The organism is Micromonospora fluostatini (assembly GCF_050410825.1).
Lineage (GTDB): Bacteria > Actinomycetota > Actinomycetes > Mycobacteriales > Micromonosporaceae > Micromonospora > Micromonospora rosaria.
Genome location: NZ_CP191251.1, coordinates 6,878,853 through 6,898,811, shown reverse-complemented (window position 1 = coordinate 6,898,811; position 19,959 = coordinate 6,878,853). Strand labels below are relative to the sequence as shown.

Annotated in this window: 21 protein-coding genes; 10 read left to right on the top strand and 11 right to left on the bottom strand. The window is 73.2% G+C overall.

Annotated elements, in window-relative coordinates; translation table 11 throughout:
• Window positions 1-6 precede the first annotated feature (6 nt).
• From ACQUFX_RS30895 to fdxA, 3 genes are read right to left on the bottom strand one after another with little or no spacing between them, the layout of a single operon-like run.
• Window positions 7-1,026, bottom strand: coding sequence for a prephenate dehydrogenase (locus ACQUFX_RS30895; RefSeq protein WP_428963662.1), 1,020 nt, complete (start codon window positions 1,024-1,026; stop codon window positions 7-9).
• Window positions 1,027-1,064: 38 nt separating this feature from the next.
• On the bottom strand, window positions 1,065-2,174 hold the full coding sequence (gene dapC / locus ACQUFX_RS30890) for a succinyldiaminopimelate transaminase (RefSeq protein WP_428963661.1): 1,110 nt from the start codon (window positions 2,172-2,174) through the stop codon (window positions 1,065-1,067).
• Between the two features lie 2 nt (window positions 2,175-2,176).
• Window positions 2,177-2,503: a ferredoxin gene (fdxA, locus tag ACQUFX_RS30885; protein WP_007464872.1), complete on the bottom strand. Its 327-nt coding sequence runs from the start codon at window positions 2,501-2,503 to the stop codon at window positions 2,177-2,179.
• Between the two features lie 79 nt (window positions 2,504-2,582).
• On the opposite strand from fdxA, the gene ACQUFX_RS30880 reads away from it, so the two are divergent.
• Window positions 2,583-3,563, top strand: a complete 981-nt coding sequence (locus ACQUFX_RS30880; protein ID WP_428963660.1) for a GNAT family N-acetyltransferase — start codon at window positions 2,583-2,585, stop codon at window positions 3,561-3,563.
• Window positions 3,564-3,970: 407 nt separating this feature from the next.
• Here the strand turns inward: ACQUFX_RS30880 and ACQUFX_RS30875 are convergent, their stop codons facing one another.
• The 3 genes from ACQUFX_RS30875 to mshB form a co-directional block, all read right to left on the bottom strand.
• Window positions 3,971-4,438 (bottom strand): hypothetical protein, encoded by a 468-nt coding sequence (locus tag ACQUFX_RS30875; RefSeq protein ID WP_428963659.1) that lies wholly within the window; start codon window positions 4,436-4,438, stop codon window positions 3,971-3,973.
• Window positions 4,439-4,583: 145 nt separating this feature from the next.
• Entirely contained in the window at window positions 4,584-5,015 is a 432-nt protein-coding gene (locus ACQUFX_RS30870; RefSeq protein WP_428963658.1) for a hypothetical protein, read from the bottom strand.
• 17 nt (window positions 5,016-5,032) lie between these two features.
• Window positions 5,033-5,998, bottom strand: coding sequence for an N-acetyl-1-D-myo-inositol-2-amino-2-deoxy-alpha-D-glucopyranoside deacetylase (gene mshB, locus ACQUFX_RS30865; RefSeq protein WP_428963657.1), 966 nt, complete (start codon window positions 5,996-5,998; stop codon window positions 5,033-5,035).
• Between the two features lie 86 nt (window positions 5,999-6,084).
• On the opposite strand from mshB, the gene ACQUFX_RS30860 reads away from it, so the two are divergent.
• The 5 genes from ACQUFX_RS30860 (at window position 6,085) to ACQUFX_RS30840 (ending at window position 13,020) form a co-directional block, all read left to right on the top strand.
• Window positions 6,085-8,226 carry a S9 family peptidase gene (locus tag ACQUFX_RS30860; protein WP_428963656.1) on the top strand — a complete coding sequence of 714 codons (2,142 nt, stop codon included), beginning with the start codon at window positions 6,085-6,087 and terminating at the stop codon, window positions 8,224-8,226.
• A 158-nt stretch (window positions 8,227-8,384) separates the two neighbouring features.
• A complete protein-coding gene (locus ACQUFX_RS30855) occupies window positions 8,385-8,933 on the top strand; it encodes a Uma2 family endonuclease (RefSeq protein ID WP_428967130.1) in 549 nt (182 codons plus the stop codon).
• Window positions 8,934-9,200: 267 nt separating this feature from the next.
• Window positions 9,201-10,007 carry a hypothetical protein gene (locus tag ACQUFX_RS30850; protein ID WP_428963655.1) on the top strand — a complete coding sequence of 269 codons (807 nt, stop codon included), beginning with the start codon at window positions 9,201-9,203 and terminating at the stop codon, window positions 10,005-10,007.
• An 8-nt stretch (window positions 10,008-10,015) separates the two neighbouring features.
• Window positions 10,016-11,953, top strand: a complete 1,938-nt coding sequence (locus ACQUFX_RS30845; protein ID WP_428963654.1) for a fumarate reductase/succinate dehydrogenase flavoprotein subunit — start codon at window positions 10,016-10,018, stop codon at window positions 11,951-11,953.
• Window positions 11,953-13,020, top strand: a complete 1,068-nt coding sequence (locus ACQUFX_RS30840) for a succinate dehydrogenase/fumarate reductase iron-sulfur subunit (RefSeq protein WP_428963653.1) — start codon at window positions 11,953-11,955, stop codon at window positions 13,018-13,020. Before ACQUFX_RS30845 ends, ACQUFX_RS30840 begins: the two co-directional genes overlap by 1 nt.
• A 130-nt stretch (window positions 13,021-13,150) precedes the next feature.
• Here ACQUFX_RS30840 and ACQUFX_RS30835 read toward each other — a convergent pair whose 3' ends face one another.
• Window positions 13,151-13,594 (bottom strand): (deoxy)nucleoside triphosphate pyrophosphohydrolase, encoded by a 444-nt coding sequence (locus tag ACQUFX_RS30835; RefSeq protein ID WP_428963652.1) that lies wholly within the window; start codon window positions 13,592-13,594, stop codon window positions 13,151-13,153.
• 184 nt (window positions 13,595-13,778) lie between these two features.
• Here ACQUFX_RS30835 and ACQUFX_RS30830 point away from each other — a divergent pair, with 184 nt between their 5' ends.
• Window positions 13,779-14,087, top strand: a complete 309-nt coding sequence (locus tag ACQUFX_RS30830) for a 4a-hydroxytetrahydrobiopterin dehydratase (RefSeq protein ID WP_067360025.1) — start codon at window positions 13,779-13,781, stop codon at window positions 14,085-14,087.
• Between the two features lie 108 nt (window positions 14,088-14,195).
• On the top strand, window positions 14,196-14,558 hold the full coding sequence (locus ACQUFX_RS30825) for a PH domain-containing protein (protein ID WP_428963651.1): 363 nt from the start codon (window positions 14,196-14,198) through the stop codon (window positions 14,556-14,558).
• A gap of 64 nt (window positions 14,559-14,622) precedes the next feature.
• On the opposite strand, the gene ACQUFX_RS30820 is transcribed toward ACQUFX_RS30825, so the two are convergent.
• On the bottom strand, window positions 14,623-14,982 hold the full coding sequence (locus tag ACQUFX_RS30820; protein WP_428963650.1) for a VOC family protein: 360 nt from the start codon (window positions 14,980-14,982) through the stop codon (window positions 14,623-14,625).
• Between the two features lie 176 nt (window positions 14,983-15,158).
• Here ACQUFX_RS30820 and ACQUFX_RS30815 point away from each other — a divergent pair, with 176 nt between their 5' ends.
• Both ACQUFX_RS30815 and ACQUFX_RS30810 read left to right on the top strand, forming a co-directional pair.
• A complete protein-coding gene (locus ACQUFX_RS30815) occupies window positions 15,159-15,386 on the top strand; it encodes a hypothetical protein (RefSeq protein WP_428963649.1) in 228 nt (75 codons plus the stop codon).
• A 94-nt stretch (window positions 15,387-15,480) separates the two neighbouring features.
• The gene (locus tag ACQUFX_RS30810; RefSeq protein ID WP_428963648.1) at window positions 15,481-16,200 is read left to right on the top strand and encodes a SanA/YdcF family protein; all 720 of its coding nucleotides are present in this window, start codon (window positions 15,481-15,483) and stop codon (window positions 16,198-16,200) included.
• Window positions 16,201-16,320: 120 nt separating this feature from the next.
• On the opposite strand, the gene ACQUFX_RS30805 is transcribed toward ACQUFX_RS30810, so the two are convergent.
• From ACQUFX_RS30805 to ACQUFX_RS30795, 3 genes are all read right to left on the bottom strand, one after another.
• The gene (locus tag ACQUFX_RS30805) at window positions 16,321-16,791 is read right to left on the bottom strand and encodes a GNAT family N-acetyltransferase (RefSeq protein ID WP_428963647.1); all 471 of its coding nucleotides are present in this window, start codon (window positions 16,789-16,791) and stop codon (window positions 16,321-16,323) included.
• 207 nt (window positions 16,792-16,998) lie between these two features.
• Window positions 16,999-17,667 carry a D-Ala-D-Ala carboxypeptidase family metallohydrolase gene (locus ACQUFX_RS30800; RefSeq protein WP_428963646.1) on the bottom strand — a complete coding sequence of 223 codons (669 nt, stop codon included), beginning with the start codon at window positions 17,665-17,667 and terminating at the stop codon, window positions 16,999-17,001.
• A gap of 234 nt (window positions 17,668-17,901) precedes the next feature.
• The gene (locus ACQUFX_RS30795) at window positions 17,902-19,956 is read right to left on the bottom strand and encodes a hypothetical protein (RefSeq protein WP_428963645.1); all 2,055 of its coding nucleotides are present in this window, start codon (window positions 19,954-19,956) and stop codon (window positions 17,902-17,904) included.
• Between the last annotated feature and the right edge of the window lie 3 nt (window positions 19,957-19,959).

Below are 19,959 nucleotides of genomic sequence, written 5' to 3'. Positions count from 1 at the left end.
CTCAGGTTAGAGGACGGCGGTCGGGAGGTGGGCGGTGTAGGTGACCCGCCCGTCCGCCACCCGGCAGCCGCTCAGGTGGCCGCCGTCGGCGCCGAGCGCCAGCAGGTACGCCAGCTCCGCGTCGCCGGTGCCCCGCAGCGGGAAGTCGCGCGCGGCGGCCCGCAGCGTCCGGCCGTCCAGTCCGGTACGGGCCGTCGCGGCCCCCCGGTACAGCCCGACCAGCCCGGCCGGGTCGTCGGCGCGGACCGCCCCGGCCAGCTCGTCCAGGTACGCCCGCACTGCGTCGAGCTGCCGGAGCACCTGCTCCCGGTTGCCCAGCAGCATGTTCGCCGTCCGCTGCGGCGGGCTGCCGGCGACCCGGGTACCGTCGCGGAAGCTGCCGGCGGCCAGCGCGAGCACCGCGTCACCCAGCTCGGCGCGGTGCGCCGCCCCGGCGAGCGCCCCGGCCAGCAGGTGCGGCACGTGCGAGGAGAGCGCGACCACCGCGTCGTGCCCGGTCGCGCTCATCGGCACCACCCGGGACCGGAACGCCGCCAGCAGCAGCCCGGCGAGCCAGCGGAACGCCGGCAGCCCCGGCCCGGTCGGGCAGAGCACCCAGGCGGCGGTCTCGAAGAGCCCCGGTACGGCCGAGGCCAGCCCGGCCCGGTCGGTGCCGGCCATCGGGTGGCCGGGGACGAACCGGTGGGCCAGCCCGTGCCCGTCGGCGAACCCGGCCAGCTCCGCCTTGGTGCTGCCCACGTCGGTGAGCACGCAGCCGTCCCCGGTCAGGGCGGCGACCCGCAGCAGGGTCTCCGGGAGGGTGGGCAGCGGCCCGCAGAGGAAGACCACGTCCCGGTCGGCGACCGCGTCGTCGAGCCGGTCCGGGCTGGTCGCGCCCTGTTCCCGGGCCTGCGCCCGGGTCACCGGGTCCGGATCCCAGCCGGCCACGTCGAGGCCGGCGGCGCGCAGCCCGAGCAGGAGGGAACCACCGATCAGGCCGGTACCGACCACCGCGGCACGGGTCCGGCCGACGGGCCTGTCCACCATCACGCGTACCTCGGTTTCCGCTCGGCGCGCGGCGGCGGTCAGCGCTCGGCGAGCCGGTCGGCGACCTGCGCCACGCGCTCGTCGGACTCGGTCAGCGCCACCCGGACGTGCTGGCTGCCGGCCGGGCCGTAGAACACCCCGGCGGCGGCCAGGATGCCCCGGCGGGCCAGCCAGTCGACCGTCTGCCAGCAGTCCTCGCCCCGGGTCAGCCAGAGGTAGAGCCCGGCCTCGGAGTCGTCGATGGTGAACCCGGCGTCGGTGAACGCGGCGGCGAGGACCTTGCGGCGGGCCCGGTACCGCTCCCGCTGCTCGTCGGCGTGCGCCTGGTCACCGAGGGCGGCGACCATCGCGGCCTGCACCGGGGCGGGCACGATCATGCCCGCGTGCTTGCGGACCTTGAGCAGCTCGGCGACCAGCGTCGGGTCGCCCGCGACCAGCCCGGCACGGTACCCGGCCAGGTTGGAGCGCTTGGAGAGCGAGTGCACCGCGAGGACGCCGTCGTACGAGCCGCCGCAGACCTCCGGGGAGAGGACCGAGACCGGGTCCGCACCCGGGGTCCAGCCCAGCGGCAGGTAACACTCGTCGCTGGCGACCACGGCACCGCGCTCCCGGGCCCAGTCGACCACCTTGCGCAGGTGGGCCGCCGGGAGCACCCGGCCGGTCGGGTTGCCGGGCGAGTTCAGCCAGACCAGGCGTACCCGGGACGTGGGGCCGACCGCGGTCAGCGAGTCGGCGCGTACCGTCGTGGCCCCGGCCAGCCGGACCCCGTCGTCGTACGTCGGGTAGCAGATCGACGGGATCACCACGACGTCACCGGGGCCGATCCCGAGCAGGGTCGGCAGCCAGGCCACCAGCTCCTTCGAGCCGATGGTGGGCAGCACCCCGAGCCCGTCCACCCCCGCGCCGCAGGCCCGTGAGACCCAGGCCAGCATGGCCCGCCGCAGCTCGACCGTACCGGCGGTCAGCGGGTAGCCGGGGGCGTCGGAGGCGTCCGCCAGCGCCTGCCGGATCACCGGGGGCACCGGGTCGACCGGCGTCCCCATGGAGAGGTTGATCAGACCACCCGGATGCGCCGCGGCCAGGGTGGCCGCGGCGTCCAGGCTGTCCCAGGTGAAGTCCGGCAGCCGCGAGGACAGCGGCGCGGACACGCTCAGTGGCCCTCTCCGCGCGGCGGCTGGGCGGCGACGAAGGTCGCGTCCTTCTCCACCTTGCCGATCTTCGAGGCCCCACCGGGCGAGCCCAGGTCCTCGAAGAACTCGTAGTTCGCCCCGGTGTAGTCCTTCCACTGCTCCGGGACGTCGTCCTCGTAGAAGATCGCCTCGACCGGGCAGACCGGCTCACAGGCACCGCAGTCGACGCACTCGTCAGGGTGGATGTAGAGCATCCGATTTCCCTCGTAGATGCAGTCGACCGGGCACTCCTCGATGCATGCCTTGTCGAGCACATCCACGCAGGGCTCGGCGATGATGTAGGTCACCGGTCTTCTCCTCCGCAAGACACGCCGCGATCACCCGCGACGGTAAGAGCCTAGTATCTCGCCGGGGAGGGGGTCGATCGTGCTCCGACAGCAGGATGTGGGACACCGGATCGTGGTCCGCCGGATTGTGGGGATTCGGGAGGGCCGGCCCCTGTTCTCCGACGCTCTCGGCGAACTGGTCGAGCTGAGCGAGACCCATCTCACGCTGGCCACCGCACAGGGGCGGATGCGGGTCCCGCGCGACGAGGTGCACCGGGCCAAACGGGTACCCCCGGCCCGTCGCCCCACCGCCGCCGCCGTGGTCGACCTGGAGCTGGCCGCCGACGAGGCCTGGCCGGCACCGGTCCGGGACCGGCTCGGCGACTGGCTGCTGCGCAGCGCCGAGGGCTGGACCGGGCGGGCCAACTCCGCGCTGCCGGTCGGCGATCCGGACCGGCCACTGCCGGCGGCCGTGGACGCCGTCGAGCGCTGGTACGCCGACCGGGGCCGCCCCGCGCTGGTCAACACCCCGCTCCCGCTCGCCGCGCCGGTCGGCGCCGAACTGGACGCCCGCGGCTGGACCGCCGGTCCCCCGGTCCTGGTGCAGACGGTGGACCTGGCCGCGCTGTCGGCACCGACGGTGACGGTGCCCGGGGCACCGGCCGACCCGGTCGGGGCACGGGTCGACCTGGTCGAGGCACCGTCCGACGACTGGCTGGCGGTCGCCACCGCGCGCAAGGGCGGGCTGCCCGACTCCGCCCACCACGTCCTCACCGCCGTGGACCAGGTCCGCTTCGCCCAGGTGTACGCCGGCGGCACCCTCGCCGCGATCGGCCGGGGCACCGTCACCGGCGGCGGACGCTGGCTCGGGCTCGGCCTGATCGAGGTGGTCCCGGCGGCCCGCCGGCAGGGACTCGCCGGCCAGGTGGTCCGGAGCCTCGCCGACTGGGCCCGCAGCGGAGGCGCCACGCACGCCTTCCTCCAGGTGGAGCAGCGCAACGTGGCCGCCGTCGCCCTGTACCGGAAGCTGGGCTTCACCACCCACCACACCTACCTGACCCGGACGGCCCCCACCCCCTGACCGCTGGGGGGTGCCTCGCCTCGGGCTGCTCGGTGTCGTGCCCGGCCTCCTTTGGAGCTGCCCGCACAGACGGGGCAGTGCCCGGTACGCCGGTGACAGCGGAGACCGTGCGGCGTCGGCGGGCGCGAGGCGGACCGTGCCGGCTCGGGCGCCGGCAGCCCCGACCGGGACGGCAGGCGGTGTGCTGCCCGGGGGTGCCCGTGATCTCACGGGTGGGGCAGTTCGAAAGGCCCGTGGACGACGGTCCCGGCCGCCGCCGGCCCTGCCGTTCGGCAGCGCCGTGAGTCGTTCCCGACATCAGCTCGACAGGCATCCGGTCGTCAGGCTCTCTCAGGGCCAGCGGCGCTGACGGCAGACGCGGACCCGGGCGCGCGGACGCGGACCGGGCGCGCTGGTGGTGGCCGGGCTCAGCGGCCGACGACGCGGCGGGGCCGGGTGGTGCGCTCCTCGGCGTACCGGGCGAGTTGCCGTGAGCGGTAGTCGCGGCCGAGGGCGGTGACCACCAGGTAGCCGACGAGCACCCCGGCTCCGGCGGCGGCCAGGTAGAGCCAGATCTGGGCGAAGAAGGTGCCGGCGCCACCGGCGAAGGGGCTGTTGCCGACCAGCAGCGGCCCGACGAAGATGGTCAGCAGCAGGGCCGCCAGCACCGCCGCGCCGATGTCCGCGGTCCACCGGCCCGCCGGCCGGTCGCTCCCCCAGCGGAAGCCGAGCGTGGCGAGGATCGCGCCGATCACCACGAACATGCCGAGTGACACCCGGTCCGCGGCGGTGCTGTCGTCACCGTCGAAGCCGAACTCGATCACCAGTCGGGCGACCACGTTGACCGCGAACAGGGCTCCCGCGAGCGCACCGACAGCGCGCCACCGCTCGTTCATTGCACGTCTCCCGCCGTACCCGCCCGCCCCGGCGGCAGGCTCCTGGCAGGAATGTCTACCAAATCCGCCTGGGAGAAGTCAGCACCTCGACGGACCGAAGACCGGAACTTCGGTCGATTTTCCGGCCGCCGGCCCGGCCGGCCCCTCAGCGCGGGGGTGCCGGTGGGACGAGGATCTGCCGGAAGCCCATCACCGCGAACGTCATCGCGCCCGTCACGATCATCGCGAGGCCGACCCAGTTGTCCCCGGCGAGCAGCAGGTCGCCCTCGTCGGTCCGGACGGCCGCGACCGACATGATCGCGAACCAGGGGAGCGCGGGCAGCACCACCGCCCAGCGGGTGCCGACCGTCTCGTGGGCGAACCAGCTCAGCGCGATGTTCGCGCCGATCGCGATCAGCGCCGACACCCCGATCAGGTACCCGCCCACCCGGACCGCCGAGAGCAGCAGTTCCAGGACGACGGTCAGTACCGCGGCGACGACCACCACCACGCCGCCGGCCACCCGCAGCGCGAGGTCGGCGACGCGCGCCGCCCGGCCGGGCGGCGTCGGAACGGGTTCCTCGTCGACGATCGGCATCGGTGCGGCGGGCAGGGTCACCGCTGGCCGGCCGCCGCGACCGGGGCCCGGTCGGGGCCGTCCGGGGCCGGACCCGGGTCGGTCGACTCCCCGGCCGGGGCGCCCACCGGCAGCCCGGCGAAGAGGTCGCTCTCCCAGCCGTACGGGCCGCTGCCGGGGCCCTTCGCCCCGACCGCCAGGGTGAAGTACTCCACGCCCATGAACTCGGCGCCGAAGTTCCCCGCGATCGAGTAGAGCCAGGAGGTGGCCGGGATCTGGGTGGCGTGCGCCCGCATCGCCGTCTCCTTCGCGGCGTGCTGCTCGGTGGCGTCGAGGCAGGCCGCGATCTCCGGGTCCGGGGTGCCGAAGGGCAGTTCGGTGAGGTCGGTGATGCCGGCGAAGGGGTTGTCCGACGACTCGGCGAAGTGGTTCAGCCCGGCCTCCAGCACGCTGAGCGGCATCGCCGTCCAGTAGACCTTCGCCGGGGCGATCCCCTCGGCGGCGGCCAGCTCGTGGGCCCGCATGGCGACCCGGTGCGCCTGGATGTGGTCCGGGTGCCCGTAGAAGCCGTTCTCGTCGTACGTGATCATGACCTGCGGGCGTACCTCCCGGATGACCTCCACCAGGTGCCCGGCGGCCTCGTCGAGGTCGGCCTGCCAGAACGCGCGGGGGTGCTGGTTGGTCGGCAGCCCCATCATCCCGGAGTCGCGGTACCGGCCCGCGCCGCCGAGGAACCGGTGGTCGGTGACGCCGAGCGCCGCGCACGCCGCCTCCAGCTCGGCGATCCGGTACCCGCCGAGCTGGTCGGCCTGGTCGGCGGCGAGCTGCGCCAGGGCCGGTACGTGGATCTCCCCCTCCTCACCGAGGGTGCAGGTCACGAGGGTGACGTGGGCGCCGCTCGCGGCGTAGTGGGCCATCGTCGAACCGGTGCCGATGGACTCGTCGTCGGGGTGCGCGTGGACCAGCAGGAGCCGGCGGTCGGGCAGCGTCGTCACGACGGTCACTCTAACCGGCGGTGGTCCGCCCCGAGCGGGACGCGTCTGGTCCAGGTCCGCCACATCGGCCCCGGCACCGCTCTACGATCTGCCGTGTGGACTATCCCGAGCTGGCCGCCCGCACCCGCAGGTTCAGCCACGGGGCGCCGCGAGCCGTCACCGTGGCCGGCGACGGCTCCCGGGTGGTCTTCCTGCGCTCGGCCGGGCCGGAGGACGCCGCCGACGCCCTCTGGCTGCTCGACGTCGTCTCCGGCGAGGAACGCCTGGTCGCCGAACCGGCGGCGCTGCTCGGCGACGACGCCGACCCGGCCGCGCTGTCGCCCGGCGAGCGGGCGCTGCGGGAACGGCTGCGGCTCAGCGCCGCCGGGATCGGCTCGTACGCGCTGGACGCCGCCGGCCGGGTGGCCGCCTTCGCGCTCGCCGGCCGGCTCTTCCGGGCCGACCTGGTGCACGGGGACGTGGTCGAGGTGGCCGCCGCCGGCCCGGTGCTCGACCCCCGGCCCGACCCGACCGGGCAGCGGCTGGCGTACGTCACCGACGCCGCCGACGGGGTGCGCCGGGGCGAGCTGCGGGTGGTCGACAACGACGGCACCGACACCATGCTGGCCGGCGAGGACGCCGGGGTGACCTGGGGGCTGGCCGAACACATCGCGGCCGAGGAGTTCCGCCGGTACCGGGGGTACTGGTGGGCGCCGGACGGGCGGTCCGTGCTCGCCGCCCGGGTGGACGACTCCCGGCTGCCCCGGTGGCACCTGCACGACCCGAGCGACCCGGCCACCCCGCCGACCACCGTCGCCTACCCGGTGTCGGGTGGGCCGAACGCCGAGGTGAGCCTGCACCTGCTCGACCTCGACGGCGGCTGGGTGGACGTGCACTGGGACCGCGAGACGTACCCGTATCTGGCCTCGGTGAACTGGGCCGACGGCGGCCCGCTGATCACCGTGCTGCGCCGGGCCCAGCAGCACGGCCTGGTCCTCGCCGTGGACCCGCGCACCGGGGAGACCCAGGTGCACGCGGAGCTGGCCGACCCGCGCTGGGTGGAGCCGATCCCGGGCACCCCGGCGCACCTGCCCGACGGGCGGGTGCTGGTCGGCGGCGAACTGGCCCACGACGGGTACGACGCCCGCTGCCTCTTCGCCGACGGCACCCTGCTCACCCCGCCCTCGCTGTACGTGCGCCGGGTGGTCGGGCGGCTGCCCGGCGACGACGGCCCGGTCGACCTGCTGGTCGAGGCGAGCGACGGGGAGCCGAGCCAGCGGCACCTGTTCCGGGTCCGCACCGTGATCGGCGGCGGGGTGGACGCCCGCCGGATCACCACCGACCCGGGCTGGCACACCGCCGCCGTGGGCGGGACCGTGCTGGCCGTCGGCACCGCCTCGCTGGACCAACCGGGCACCCGGTGGACGGTCCGGCAGGGCGACCGGGAGGTGGCGGTGCTCCGGTCGCTGGCCGCCACCCCGCCGTACGCCCCGCGCCCGGTGCTGGAGCGGGTCACCGACCGGCGGCTGCCCACGGCGGTGCTCTACCCGGGCTCCCACGTGGCCGGTCGGCGGCTGCCGGTGCTGCTCGACGTGTACGGCGGCCCGGGGCACCAGGAGGTGGTGGCCGCGCGGGCGGCCTGGCTGGAGCGGCAGTGGTGGGCCGACGCCGGCTTCGCGGTGGTCACCGTGGACAACCGGGGCACCCCGGGGGTGGCCCCGTCGTTCGAGAAGGCGGTCCACCGGCGGGTCGCCGACGTGGTCCTCGCCGACCAGGTCGACGCGCTGGGCGCGCTCGCCGAGAAGCACCCAGACCTGGACCTCGACCGGGTGGCGGTACGCGGCTGGTCGTTCGGCGGCTGGCTGGCCGGGCTGGCGGTGCTGCGCCACCCCGAGCTGTTCCGGTGCGGCGTCGTCGGCGCCCCGGTCACCGACTGGGCGCTGTACGACACCGCGTACACCGAGCGGTACCTGGGCCTGCCGGACGACGGCCCGGAGGTCTACGCCCACCACTCGCTGGTGGAGTTGGCCGCCGAGCCGGTCACGGCGCGGAGCCAGGCCCGGCCGCTGCTGCTGGTGCACGGGCTGGTCGACGACAACGTGGTGGCCGCGCACACCCTGCGGCTCTCCGCGGCGCTGCTGGCCACCGGCCGCCCGCACGCGGTGCTGCCGTTGACCGGCGCCACCCACCTGGCCGCCGGCGGGATCGCCGAGCACCTGCTCACCCAGGAGCTGGCCTTCCTCCGCGCCTGGGTGTAAGGAAGGGCCCCCTCTTAACGCATACGGTAGAGAAGGGTCCCCTTCTTACCAGGGGTGCCGGGGGCGGTAACTCGGGGCAGGGGCGGGTCGCACGTGGGGTGCGACCATGGCGGCGGCGGGCGGTACAGGATCACGCGGGAGCCGAGGTGGGGGTGACCGTGACCGTGGCGGTGTTCGAGCACGACGGGCCATGGACCGACGAGGAGTACCTCGCCCTCGGCGAGACGTCGCAACGCGTCGAACTCTTCGACGGGAGCCTCCACGTGGCCCCCGCCCCGACCCCGCGCCACCAGCGAATCTCCCGGAGACTCGGGAACCTGCTGGAAGCCGCAGCCGAGTCTGCCGGCCTGGAGTTGCTGGAAGCGGTGAACGTCCGGCTCAGACCCGGCCGGGTCGTCGTCCCCGACCTGGTGGTCGCCGACATCGTCGACTTCGACGCGCTGTACGTCGAGGCGATCGACGTGCGGCTGGTCTGCGAGATCGTCTCGCCGAGCAACGCGACCACCGACCGGGTGCTCAAGATGCACTACTACGCCGCCGCCGGCATCGACTGGTACCTGCTGGTCGACCAGGCGACCGGGGTGTTGCGGCTGTACCGACGGCAGGGCGCGCACTTCGTGGAACACGCGACGGCGAAGCCCGGTGAGCCGCTGACCCTCGACGGGCCGGTCGCCGTCACCGTCGACCCGGCCGACCTGCTCCCCTAGCCGGTCCGCAGCCGGCCGGCGAGGACCGCCGCACCGACCGGGCTAGTTGATCTCTCCTGGTCGGACGGACGATCTCGACGCCGCGTCTGCACGTGCGAGCGGCACTGATCGGCGTAACGTAGGTCACTACTTGGCGGCGCCGGTGCACGCCCCGGCGCGGTCGTGGTGTGCGCAGGTAAGCGACAGCGGGTGCGGATCCCCGGGCCCGCCTGTCCGGCAGGAGTTCCGTCCGCCGCCCGCGAGGGCCCCGTCAGGGAGACAACTGCAATGACTTCAACGGCAACGAGACCGCGCGGAGCGCGATCACGCGCCGCTATCGCGGCGAAGACGTTGCGTACCGACCGCTGGTGGATCCCCCCACTGGTCACGGTGGTCGGGCTCAGCGCCTGGTTGGCGTACGCGACGGTCCGGGTCTTCATGCACGACTGGTACTGGGTGGCGGACTACCACTACCTGACCCCGTTCTACTCCCCCTGTATCACCGAACGGTGCATCCCGGAGGCGTCGCACTTCGGGCGGTTCCTGCCGGGCTGGTGGATCATCCCCGAGGCCGCGCTGACCCTGCCGCTGCTGCTGCTGTTCCGGTTGACCTGCTACTACTACCGCAAGGCGTACTACCGGTCGTTCTGGCTCTCCCCGCCGGCCTGCGCGGTGCCGGACCGGCACCAGGCGTACTCCGGGGAGACCCGGTTCCCGCTGCTCGGGCAGAACTCGCACCGGTACTTCTTCTACATCGCGGTGGTCATCTCGCTGATCAACAGTTGGGACGCGATCCTGGCCTTCCGCTCCCCCGACGGCTTCGGGTTCGGGCTGGGCAACCTCATCCTGGTCGGCAACGTGACCATGCTCTGGGCGTACACGATCTCCTGCCACTCCTGCCGGCACATCGTCGGCGGCCGGTTGAAGCACTTCTCGAAGAACCCGGTCCGGTACCGGGCGTGGACCTGGGTGTCCTGGCTCAACGTCCGGCACATGCAGCTCGCCTGGATCACGCTCGGCACGCTGGCGCTGACCGACTTCTACATCATGGCGCTGGCCGCCGGCTGGTTCCCCGACCTGCGGTTCATCAACTAGAGGGCGAGATGACCACCACCAGAGGCAGCGAAGAAGCAACCACGCGGATCGAACGGCACCACTACGACGTCGTGGTCGTCGGGGCCGGCGGGGCCGGGCTGCGCGCGGCGATCGAGGCGCGGCTGGCCGGGAAGAAGACGGCGATCATCTCGAAGTCGCTGTTCGGCAAGGCGCACACGGTGATGGCCGAGGGCGGCGCCGCCGCCGCGCTGGGGAACGTGAACAGCCGGGACAGTTGGCAGGTGCACTTCCGGGACACCATGCGCGGCGGCAAGTTCCTGAACAACGTCCGGATGGCCGAACTGCACGCCAAGGAGTCCCCGCAGCGGATCTGGGAGCTGGAGACGTACGGCGCGCTCTTCGACCGGACCAAGGACGGGAAGATCTCGCAGCGCAACTTCGGCGGGCACGAGTACCCCCGGCTGGCGCACGTCGGCGACCGGACCGGCCTGGAGCTGATCCGGACCCTCCAGCAGAAGATCGTCTCCCTCCAGCAGGAGGACCGGCGGCAGTTCGGCAGCTACGACGCCCGGATCAAGGTCTTCGCCGAGACCACGATCACCGAGCTGATCCTCGACGGCGACCGGATCGCCGGGGCGTTCGGCTACTACCGGGAGTCCGGGGAGTTCATCCTCTTCGAGGCCCCGGCGGTGGTGCTGGCCACCGGCGGGGTGGGCCGGTCCTACAAGGTCACCTCGAACTCCTGGGAGTACACCGGGGACGGGCACGCCCTCGCGCTGCGCGCCGGGGCGACGCTGATCAACATGGAGTTCCTCCAGTTCCACCCGACCGGCATGGTCTGGCCGCCGTCGGTGAAGGGCATCCTGGTCACCGAGAGCGTGCGCGGCGACGGCGGGGTGCTGAAGAACTCCGAGGGACGCCGGTTCATGTTCGACTACGTCCCGGACGTCTTCCGCAAGCAGTACGCGGAGACCGAGGCGGAGGCCGACCGCTGGTACACCGACCCGGACAACAACCGGCGTCCGCCCGAGCTGCTCCCCCGCGACGAGGTCGCCCGCGCGATCAACAGCGAGGTCAAGGCCGGTCGGGGTACGCCCGCCGGCGGCGTCTTCCTGGACATCGCCTCCCGGCGTTCGGCCGAGGAGATCCGCCGCCGGCTGCCCTCGATGTACCACCAGTTCAAGGAGCTGGCCGACGTCGACATCACGAAGGAGCCGATGGAGGTCGGGCCGACCTGCCACTACGTGATGGGCGGCGTCGAGGTGGACCCGGACTCCGGTGCGGCGCAGGGGCACGTCCGGGGGCTCTTCGCCGCCGGTGAGGTCTCCGGCGGGATGCACGGTTCGAACCGGCTCGGCGGCAACTCCCTCTCCGACCTGCTGGTCTTCGGCAAACGGGCGGGCGGGCACGCGGCCTCGTACGCGGACGGGCTGGCCGCCCGGCCGAAGGTGGCCGTGGCGGCGGTGGAGGCCGCCGTGGAGACGGCCCTGGCGCCCCTGCAGCGGGAGACCGGGGAGAGCCCGTACACCCTCCAGCAGGACCTCCAGGCGGTGATGGGGGACCTGGTCGGGATCATCCGCCGGCAACACGAGCTTGAGGACGCCCTGAGCAGGCTGGCCGAGCTGCGCGCCCGGGTCGCCACGGTCAGCGCGGCCGGCGGGCGGCGCTACAACCCGGGCTGGCACCTGGCGCTGGACCTGCGCAACATGCTGGTGGTCTCGGAGTGCACCGCGCTGGCCGCGCTGGAGCGGCGGGAGTCGCGCGGCGGCCACACCCGGGAGGACTTCCCGACCATGGACCCGGGGTGGCGCCGGGTGAACCTGGTCTGCGCGCTCGACGGCGAGACGGTGAGCCTGGCCCGCAAGCCGCTGCCGACGATGCGCCCCGAGCTGATCGGCCTCTTCGACCGGGCCGAGCTGGCCAAGTACCTGACCGACGAGGAACTCGCCGAGTTCGACGCCCGCACCGAGGAGGCCGGTAGCTGATGGGCAGCAGGAGACAGTTCCGGATCTGGCGGGGCGACGCGAGCGGCGGCGACCTGACCGACTACCAGGTGGAGGTGAACGAGGGCGAGGTCGTCCTCGACGTGCTCCACCGGTTGCAGGCCACCGACGCGCCGGACCTGGCCTGCCGGTGGAACTGCAAGGCGGGCAAGTGCGGCTCCTGCTCGATGGAGATCAACGGCAAGCCCCGGTTGAGCTGCATGACCCGGATGTCGACGTTCGAGGAGACCGAGACGGTCACGGTCACCCCGCTGCGGACCTTCCCGGTGATCCGGGACCTGGTCACCGACGTGTCGTACAACTACGAGAAGGCCCGGGAGACGCCGGCCTTCGCGCCGCCCGCCGACGTCGCCCCCGGCGACTACCGGATGCAGCAGGTCGACGTGGAACGCTCGCAGGAGTTCCGCAAGTGCATCGAGTGTTTCCTGTGTCAGACCGTCTGCCACGTGGTCCGCGACCACGAGGAGAACAAGCACGCCTTCGCCGGCCCCCGGTACTTCATCCGCGCCGCCGAGCTGGACATGCACCCCCTCGACACCCGCACCGACCGCAAGGAGTACGCCCAGGCCGAGCAGGGGCTCGGCTTCTGCAACATCACCAAGTGCTGCACCGAGGTCTGTCCGGAGCACATCAAGATCACCGACAATGGGATCATCCCCATGAAGGAGCGGGTCGTCGACCGCAGGTACGATCCCCTCGTATGGCTCGGTAACAAGATCTTCCGGAGGGGTCAGGTGCCTCAGACCAGCATGAGCAGCGGCCAGCACGAGGACGCCGTCCACTCCAGCACCGCACCCGGCGGGGTCCACTCGCACGCGGGCGGCTCACACGACGTAAACGCCGAGGTGCAGGCGCAGCAGGGCCTGAACTGGCACCGCGAGGTGCCCCGGCCGACCATGCCGCCGGTCGACGACAACGGCAAGCTCCCGCTGACCGAGCTGACCTTCGACCGGCCGGCGGCCCCGTCGCCGTTCGGTGACGACGTGACGTTCCCGCTCCCGCCGGAGCACCTCAACTTCGTCCACCCGAACCAGGACGAACAGTACTGATCCGGATGCGAGACCGGGGGCCGCGGCACCGCCGCCGGCCCCCGGCCCCTTTTCACCCGCCGCCTCCCGCCGCGGGTGACCGCTCGACGCCCGGCGGCCCGATCGGGTCGCCCGCCCAGGCGGCGGCTGGTCAGGCGGCGGTCAGCAGGAGCGGGCGGAGGGCCTCGACGATGGGCGCGTCGGCCGGGAGCCAGGTGACCGTGTCCAGTTCGTCGGCGGTGAGCCAGCGCAGGGCGGCGTGCTCCAGCGGTTTCGGTTCGTCGTCGTGGAGCAGCCGCGCGGCGTACACTTTCAGGACGGAACGGCCATGGGCCATCCGGACGTCGCCACCGACCCTCGCACCGATCTCGACCCGCACGGCGAGTTCCTCGGCGCACTCGCGGACGAGCGCCGCGGTCTCGCTCTCCCCCGGCTCGACCTTGCCGCCGGGAAACTCCCACATGCCCGCCACCTCTGGCGGGGCGGTACGGGCACAGGCGAGCACCCGCCCACCGGAAATGATCGCCGCGCCCACGACGACCTTCAGGGCCCGCCGCTCGGGCTGGCCGCTGGCACTGGTCCGTTCGGTTCGCACGGGCGTCCAGCGTGCCAGATCAATCGGCGGTTTGGGTACCGTAGCGGGTCCGCTAGGTCAGGAGATGAGAGAAGTGTGGGCGTGGACACACCGCCCATGCGACGACAGACTAGGGACCACCGACAAGACACGGGACGGCGACGATTTGGCCACAAGCCGGCAACGACGCCTGGGAGGTGCGGTGATGCGCGTGCTGTTCAGCGGCCGGGCGAAGCGCGACTACCTCAGTGACGCGCTCACCCTGCTGTCCGGCTGGACCCGTGAGGGCGAGCAGATCAGACGCATCCTCGTGATCGACGACGCCCAGCACGCGGCCCTGACCGAACGGGTCAAGGTCGTCTCCGACGCGCTGCACCTGCGGCCGGAGATCAGCCGCAGCGCCGACGAGACCCAGATCCGCCTCGGGCACCGCGACGACGAGCCGTTGACCGAGGGTGAGGTCCTGCTGGCCGCGCGGATCGAGGACGCGTACCGCGCCGTCACCAGTTCCTGATCCACGCCACCGCCGGTGCCCCTCGATCGGTCGACTGGGGAACACGCTAGGCCCTCCGGCCCCTGCGCGCTGCCCCGGCACTGGCGCACCCCTCGTACCGTCGGACCCATGGCACACGCGACGTACGACCGCAAGGAGCAGTTCGAGCAGATCCAGAGCGGCCTGCTCGACGGGGAACAGATCATCGCCGTCTACGACGCCATCGGCACCGGCACCGGGTTCATCGGGCTCACCGACCGCCGGGTGATCATCCAGGACCGCTCCTTCGTCGGCAAGCGGTACGCGATCACCAGCATCCCGTACTCGAAGATCACCAGCGTGAGCGTGGTGAGCAACAAGTCGTGGGGTGGCTCGTTCTTCTCCAGCGGCGCCATCGCCATCCACGTCGGCACCCACACCTACGAGGTCGAGTTCCGGGGTGACCGCAAGAGCCACCACGTGCACAACGTGATCCTGCACTACATCTCCTGACCGGCCCCGCCCCGGCCGCGCCCGGAGTCACGCCCTTGGCGACCGGGCCGGCGGCCGGGGGCGCTCAGAGCGGGTGGGTCAGGTTGACCTTGTTGCCGTCCGGGTCCTCGACGTGCGCCACCCGCTGGCCCCACGGCATGTCGTTCGGCGGACCGAGCACCCGCCCGCCGGCGGTGGTCACCCGGTCGAGCAGTTCGTCGACGTCGGCCACTCCGACGGTGAGCAGGATCCGCTGCGGGGCGGTGAGTTCCAGCCCCTCGGCGGCGACCAGGCCGAGCTCGGTGTCGCCCACCGCCAGCCCGAGGTAGAAGACCGGCCCCTCCTGGGGCACCCGGCTGACCTCGACGGCGCCGAGCACCGACTCGTAGAACCGGTGCAGGCGCGCCACGTCGGGCGTGACGATCGTCGGCTGGATGGTGGGCATGGGGTCCTCCCTCGGCGACGCGGGTCCGGTCGACCCGGGCACAGGAGGAGACGATCCCCCGCCCCGACAATCATCGGTCAGCGGCGTCCCGTTCGCAGGTCGTCCCCGGCGGCCGCCCGCTCGTCGTACGCGGCCCGGGCGGCGGCTGGAGCAGCACCGCAGGCGTCGTCGAGGCCGTGTCCCGGGCCGGCGTGTCCCTGCTCGCGTACACCAGCGTCCTGCGCGCCGACACCTCCACGCTGCCCGTCGCGCCCGACCACAGGGCGACCGAGGAGCTGATCCGCGCCGACTTCGCCGCCGCGGCCGGCGGCGCGCTGGACACCGACAGCGACGACCTGCCCCGCCTCCTCGGCCGCCCGGCCACCTCCCTCGCCGACGCCGTCGCCACCGTCCTCAAGGGCTGATCCCCCGTCGGGTGGCGGGGTGCCCCGGCCGACCGCACCCCGCCACCCGGCGCGCAAGATCCAGTTTTGGCGGAAACCTGGGATACTCGTCCCCATGCGGGGGCGACTCACCACGGTGATCAGATTCTGGCGTTCGCCCGACGACCCGGTCCGACGCCGACTGCTCCGGGTCGGCGCCGCGCTCGTCGTCGGTGCCACACTCGTCACCACCGGCGCGGTGTCCAGCGTCGCCTGGATCCGGAACACCGCCCAGGGGCACATCTTCACCGAGACGGACGTCCCCGAGGCCCCGGTCGCCCTGGTGCTCGGCACCCGGGTCCTGCCGGACGGCACCCCGTCGCCGTTCCTCAGCGCGCGGCTGGCGATCGCGCACCGGCTGTTCGCCGCCGGCAAGGTCCGCGCCATCCTGGTCTCCGGCGACAACATGAACGCCGACTACGACGAGCCGGGCGCGATGAGCCGCTGGCTGGTGGCGCAGGGCGTACCGGCCGACCGGATCGTGCTGGACCACGCCGGCTTCGACACGTACGACTCGTGTGCCCGCGCGAAGCGGATCTTCGGGGTGGAGAAGGCGACCGTGGTCACCCAGTCGTTCCACCTGCCCCGCGCGGTGACCGTGTGCCGGCAACTGGGCGTCGACGCCAGCGGCGTCGGCGACGAGACCGCCCGGGAGTACGAGCGGACCTGGCGGATCAGCTCCACCCGCGAGTACGGGGCCAGCGTCAAGGCAGCGCTGGACCTCCTCTCCGGCCGGGACCCGGTCCACCTGGGCCGCCGCGAGACCGGCGTCGACGACGCACTCCGCGACGCGTAGCCACGCGTCGGGTCCACCGGGGCCACTCGGCTCGGAGCACGGCCGGATCACTTGCTGTCGACCTGCCCGCACGGACGGGGCAACCGTGCCGTCCCGCCTGGCCGCGACGGCACACCGCCGCTACAGCCGCCTGCGCATCCGGATCGAGGTGACCTCGAAGCCCATCTGCTCGTACAACGCGCGGGCAGCCTGGTTGAAGCCGAAGACGTTCAGCCCGATGGAGACCACACCCCACTCGCGGCACAGTTCTTCGGCGACCTGGATGACCGCCCGCCCGTACCCCTGACGCCGCAGTTCCGGACGCACCTCGAAGTCGTATATGAAGGCGTGCCGGCCGTCCGACTTCTCCTCCACGTGCAGCCACAACATCCCGACCTCGACGGCACCGTCGTACGCGGCCCAGACATGGTGCCCCGCTGTGCCCAGGCCGTCGGGCAGGAGCCGTTCGTAGTCCGCGCGGGCCTTCTCCCGTGCCTCCGGTAACGCCATCGCGCCGGAGGCCGCGATGTTCTCCGCGTAGTCGACCTCCGCGCCCTGCCGGTACCCGCGAAACTGTTCCTCGGTCATCGGTTCGAGCCGCAACGTCACCATGCCGAGACGGTAGGCGATGCGTGCCCATCGGGCCACAGGCTCCACGGGCATGGGCATCGATCCGCATCCACACCCGCCGGTCCACGACGACCGTGCCGGCCGACGCCAGGGCTCCCTGAACGTTGGCGCTTTCCGACGTCTTCCTGGGCATGTCGCGTCGGTGATCCGCCAACGCGCAAGGGCGCACCCACCGCGAGGGCGCCTCGGTCAGCAGTCCGGGGCCTGCCAGAAGCGGGTGTCCCGGTTGGCCACGTGGACGTGGTCGTCGTGGCCGGGGTACCCGGGGCCGAGGATCTCACGGAAGCCGCAGGACTGCGCGGTCCGCCACAACTGGCACTGGGTCGGGGCGCTCGCCGTGCCCAGGTCGGCGGCCTTACCGTACGTGTGGAGGCTGTTCGGGGCGCCGCCGACCCGGCTGTTGCAGCCGATGCTGCGGAAGCCGGAGGTGATCACGATGGGCCGGTCGCCGAGTTTGTGGCGGAGCGCCTCCAACTGCCACATGACGCGCAGCAGGTTCGCCTGCACGGTGGCACCGGGGACGGCACCGCCGAAGAATCCGGTCTCCCCACATCCACCGGTGAACTCGGCGTACGAGAAATGTCGGGGCGTACAGTCGGCATCCTGGATGGAGTAGATGACCGCGTACGTTTCCGGCCCGGCGGTCTCCGTGGTGCTCTGGAGCCCGTAGCCCGCCTTGAACCGGCGTACCGCCGCACCGGTCGCCGGGCCGAAGAAGCCGTCTACGGCGAGGGTCTCCCCGACGCCGACCCAGCCCGCGACGCGGATCTGCAACTGGGTCACGTCGTTGCCGACCGCCCCCTGCGACAGCACCCGGGTCCAGGTGAAACAGTTCTTTGAACCGCTGATGTCTAACATGGCGGCCCCCGGAATGACGAGAGGTGACAGCCGTCGGACCGGACGAGCAAACTGCTTGGCGAGGCTCTCCGTATCCGCCGTCATTCCAGCTTGCCGCAGTCGCGCCGGCCCACCCAGTCAGGATCGGAATCCGGATACAAGCCGTCTCCGTGACGCCACGGTGACGCCCTTTCGGTCATCATGCGCGCTGCCAGAACGCGCTACAAATCCTTCGCGGTCACGCTTCCACAGCGATCACGGCCGTAGGCCGAGCGCGCCGAGGGCGGCGGCGAGGCCGGCCGCCCGGACTACCGGGACCCATCCGGCGCGCTCGAAGAGCCCGACGACGCACCCGTCGGCCTGGAACCGGACCCGCACGAACCGGTCCGGGTAGTGCCGGGCCAGTCGCAGCAACGCCACCGTCGGGTCGACGACGCCCCGGGACGGGACGCCGATCCAGGGGTCCGCGTCGGGCCGGGGCATCTGGGGCACGACGAGCGGCACCTGCACGTCGGCCGGGACGGCGGCGTGCACCGCGCCGTCCAGCATGCGCAGGCAGAAGCCGACGGCCGCCTCGACCGAGGGCAGGCCCGGCGGGCTGATCCGCTCGTCCGGCGTACCAGGGGCCACCAGCTCCACCGACCACCAGCGGCCGGCCTCCCGTAACGGCTGGTCCGGGTCGGGACGCTGGTCGGTGACGGTGACCGCCACGTCGAGGCCGAGCCCGGCCCCGAGCCGGAGCACCGCGGCCAGCGGCGGCGTCACCGGCCGGACTGCCGCGACGATCAGCCGCGCCCCGGGCCGACCGGCCGCCGCCTTCCGCACGAACCGGACGAGCGCGGGTACGGTCGTCCCGTCCGGGAAGACCAGGCCCTCGCGCAGGTCACGGTGCAGCGGCAGGCCACCGTCCGCGTCGACGAGGTCCGCCGGCCGTACCCCGAGGGTGGCCGCGCGCTCCGCCAGCCGGTACCGCCGGTCGAGGCGCAGCACCGGTGCGCCGCCCGGCCACCCAGCGACGGGTACGCCCGGATCGTCGTGGTCCGCCCGCCACAGTTCGTGAATGGCGAAACCGTCCAGATCGGTCAGGGTGACCGTCACCGCCTCGGGTACCCGCCCGCTGTCGCCGCAGCTCGTGCAGACGAACTCCGACGGCTCCAGGGCGGCGCCGGAGCAGTGCCGGCAGTCCTGGTCGCCGTCGAGAAGGCAGCGGCAGCGGCGCAGCCGGGTGCCCGGTACGCAGTCGGGACAGGTCGCGTACCCGATCGGTTGGCCCTGCCACGACGGGGCCGGTGGTTCGGTCGCCCGCACCAGGGTGCCGCGCCGCCACCAGCTCACCTGGCCGGTGTCGGTGGCGCGGATCTCGTCGACCGGCGGGCCGTCGGGCAGCGGGACGTACCACCAGCGGCCGTCGCGCCACACCGCCTGCGCCCCGCCGACCCGACGCAGCAGCCGGCCGAGCCGCCGCGCCACCCGGGCCGGCCCGGCCGCCCCGGCCAGCACCGACCGCCACCCGACGGGGGTGGACCGCCGCGACCCGATCGCGTGTCCCGGGGCGTGTCGGCCCCGTTCGCGCAGCCCGGCCAGCGCGTCGGCCGGCGAGGTGGCGGCGAGCGCGGCGGGCAGGTCGGGAAAGCCCGCCCCGATTTCGTCGGGCACCCGGCCGCCGGGCACCTCGTACCGGACGTACCAGCGCGTCGCCCCCGGCCCTCGGCGGGCCTCGACCACCAGGTCCAGCCGCAGCAGGTCGGCGAGGCCGCGCAGCCGGGCCAACGCCCGCGCCGGATCCGGTGGCGCGGGCCGCCCCACGCTCCGCCCCACGAAGACCCGCCACGGCCGGTACGACCGCCCGGCGATCGCCGCCGCCACCAGCGCCTCCCGCTGGTCGGCGGGCGTGTCCGGCCGATACCGGTGGCTCAGCGGCAGGGTCAGCCAGACCGGCTCCACCGTGGGCGGCGGCACCCCGACCGCCGTGGCCAGCTCGTCGACCAGCGGTCGCAGCGCCAACTCCCAGCCACCCGTACCGTCCGGCGTCGGCGGCACGCTCCCCGGCACGACACTGGCCGAGGCGACCGCGCCGGTGTCGAGATTCGCCACGGTCAGCACGAGCTGCGCCCGCCGCCGCCCGACTCCCCCACAGTCGACGCAGGCCACGGCCCGGGTGCCGACCCCGGCACAGCGCGCACAGTCCCGGTAGGGTTCGTCGGCGTAGGTTCCCGCCTCGTAGAGCAGCCGATCGCCACCGATCCGGCACACGCAGGGCAGCACCGTGAACGTCAACCCGCTGCACCCGGGGCACTCCACCACGCTCATCCG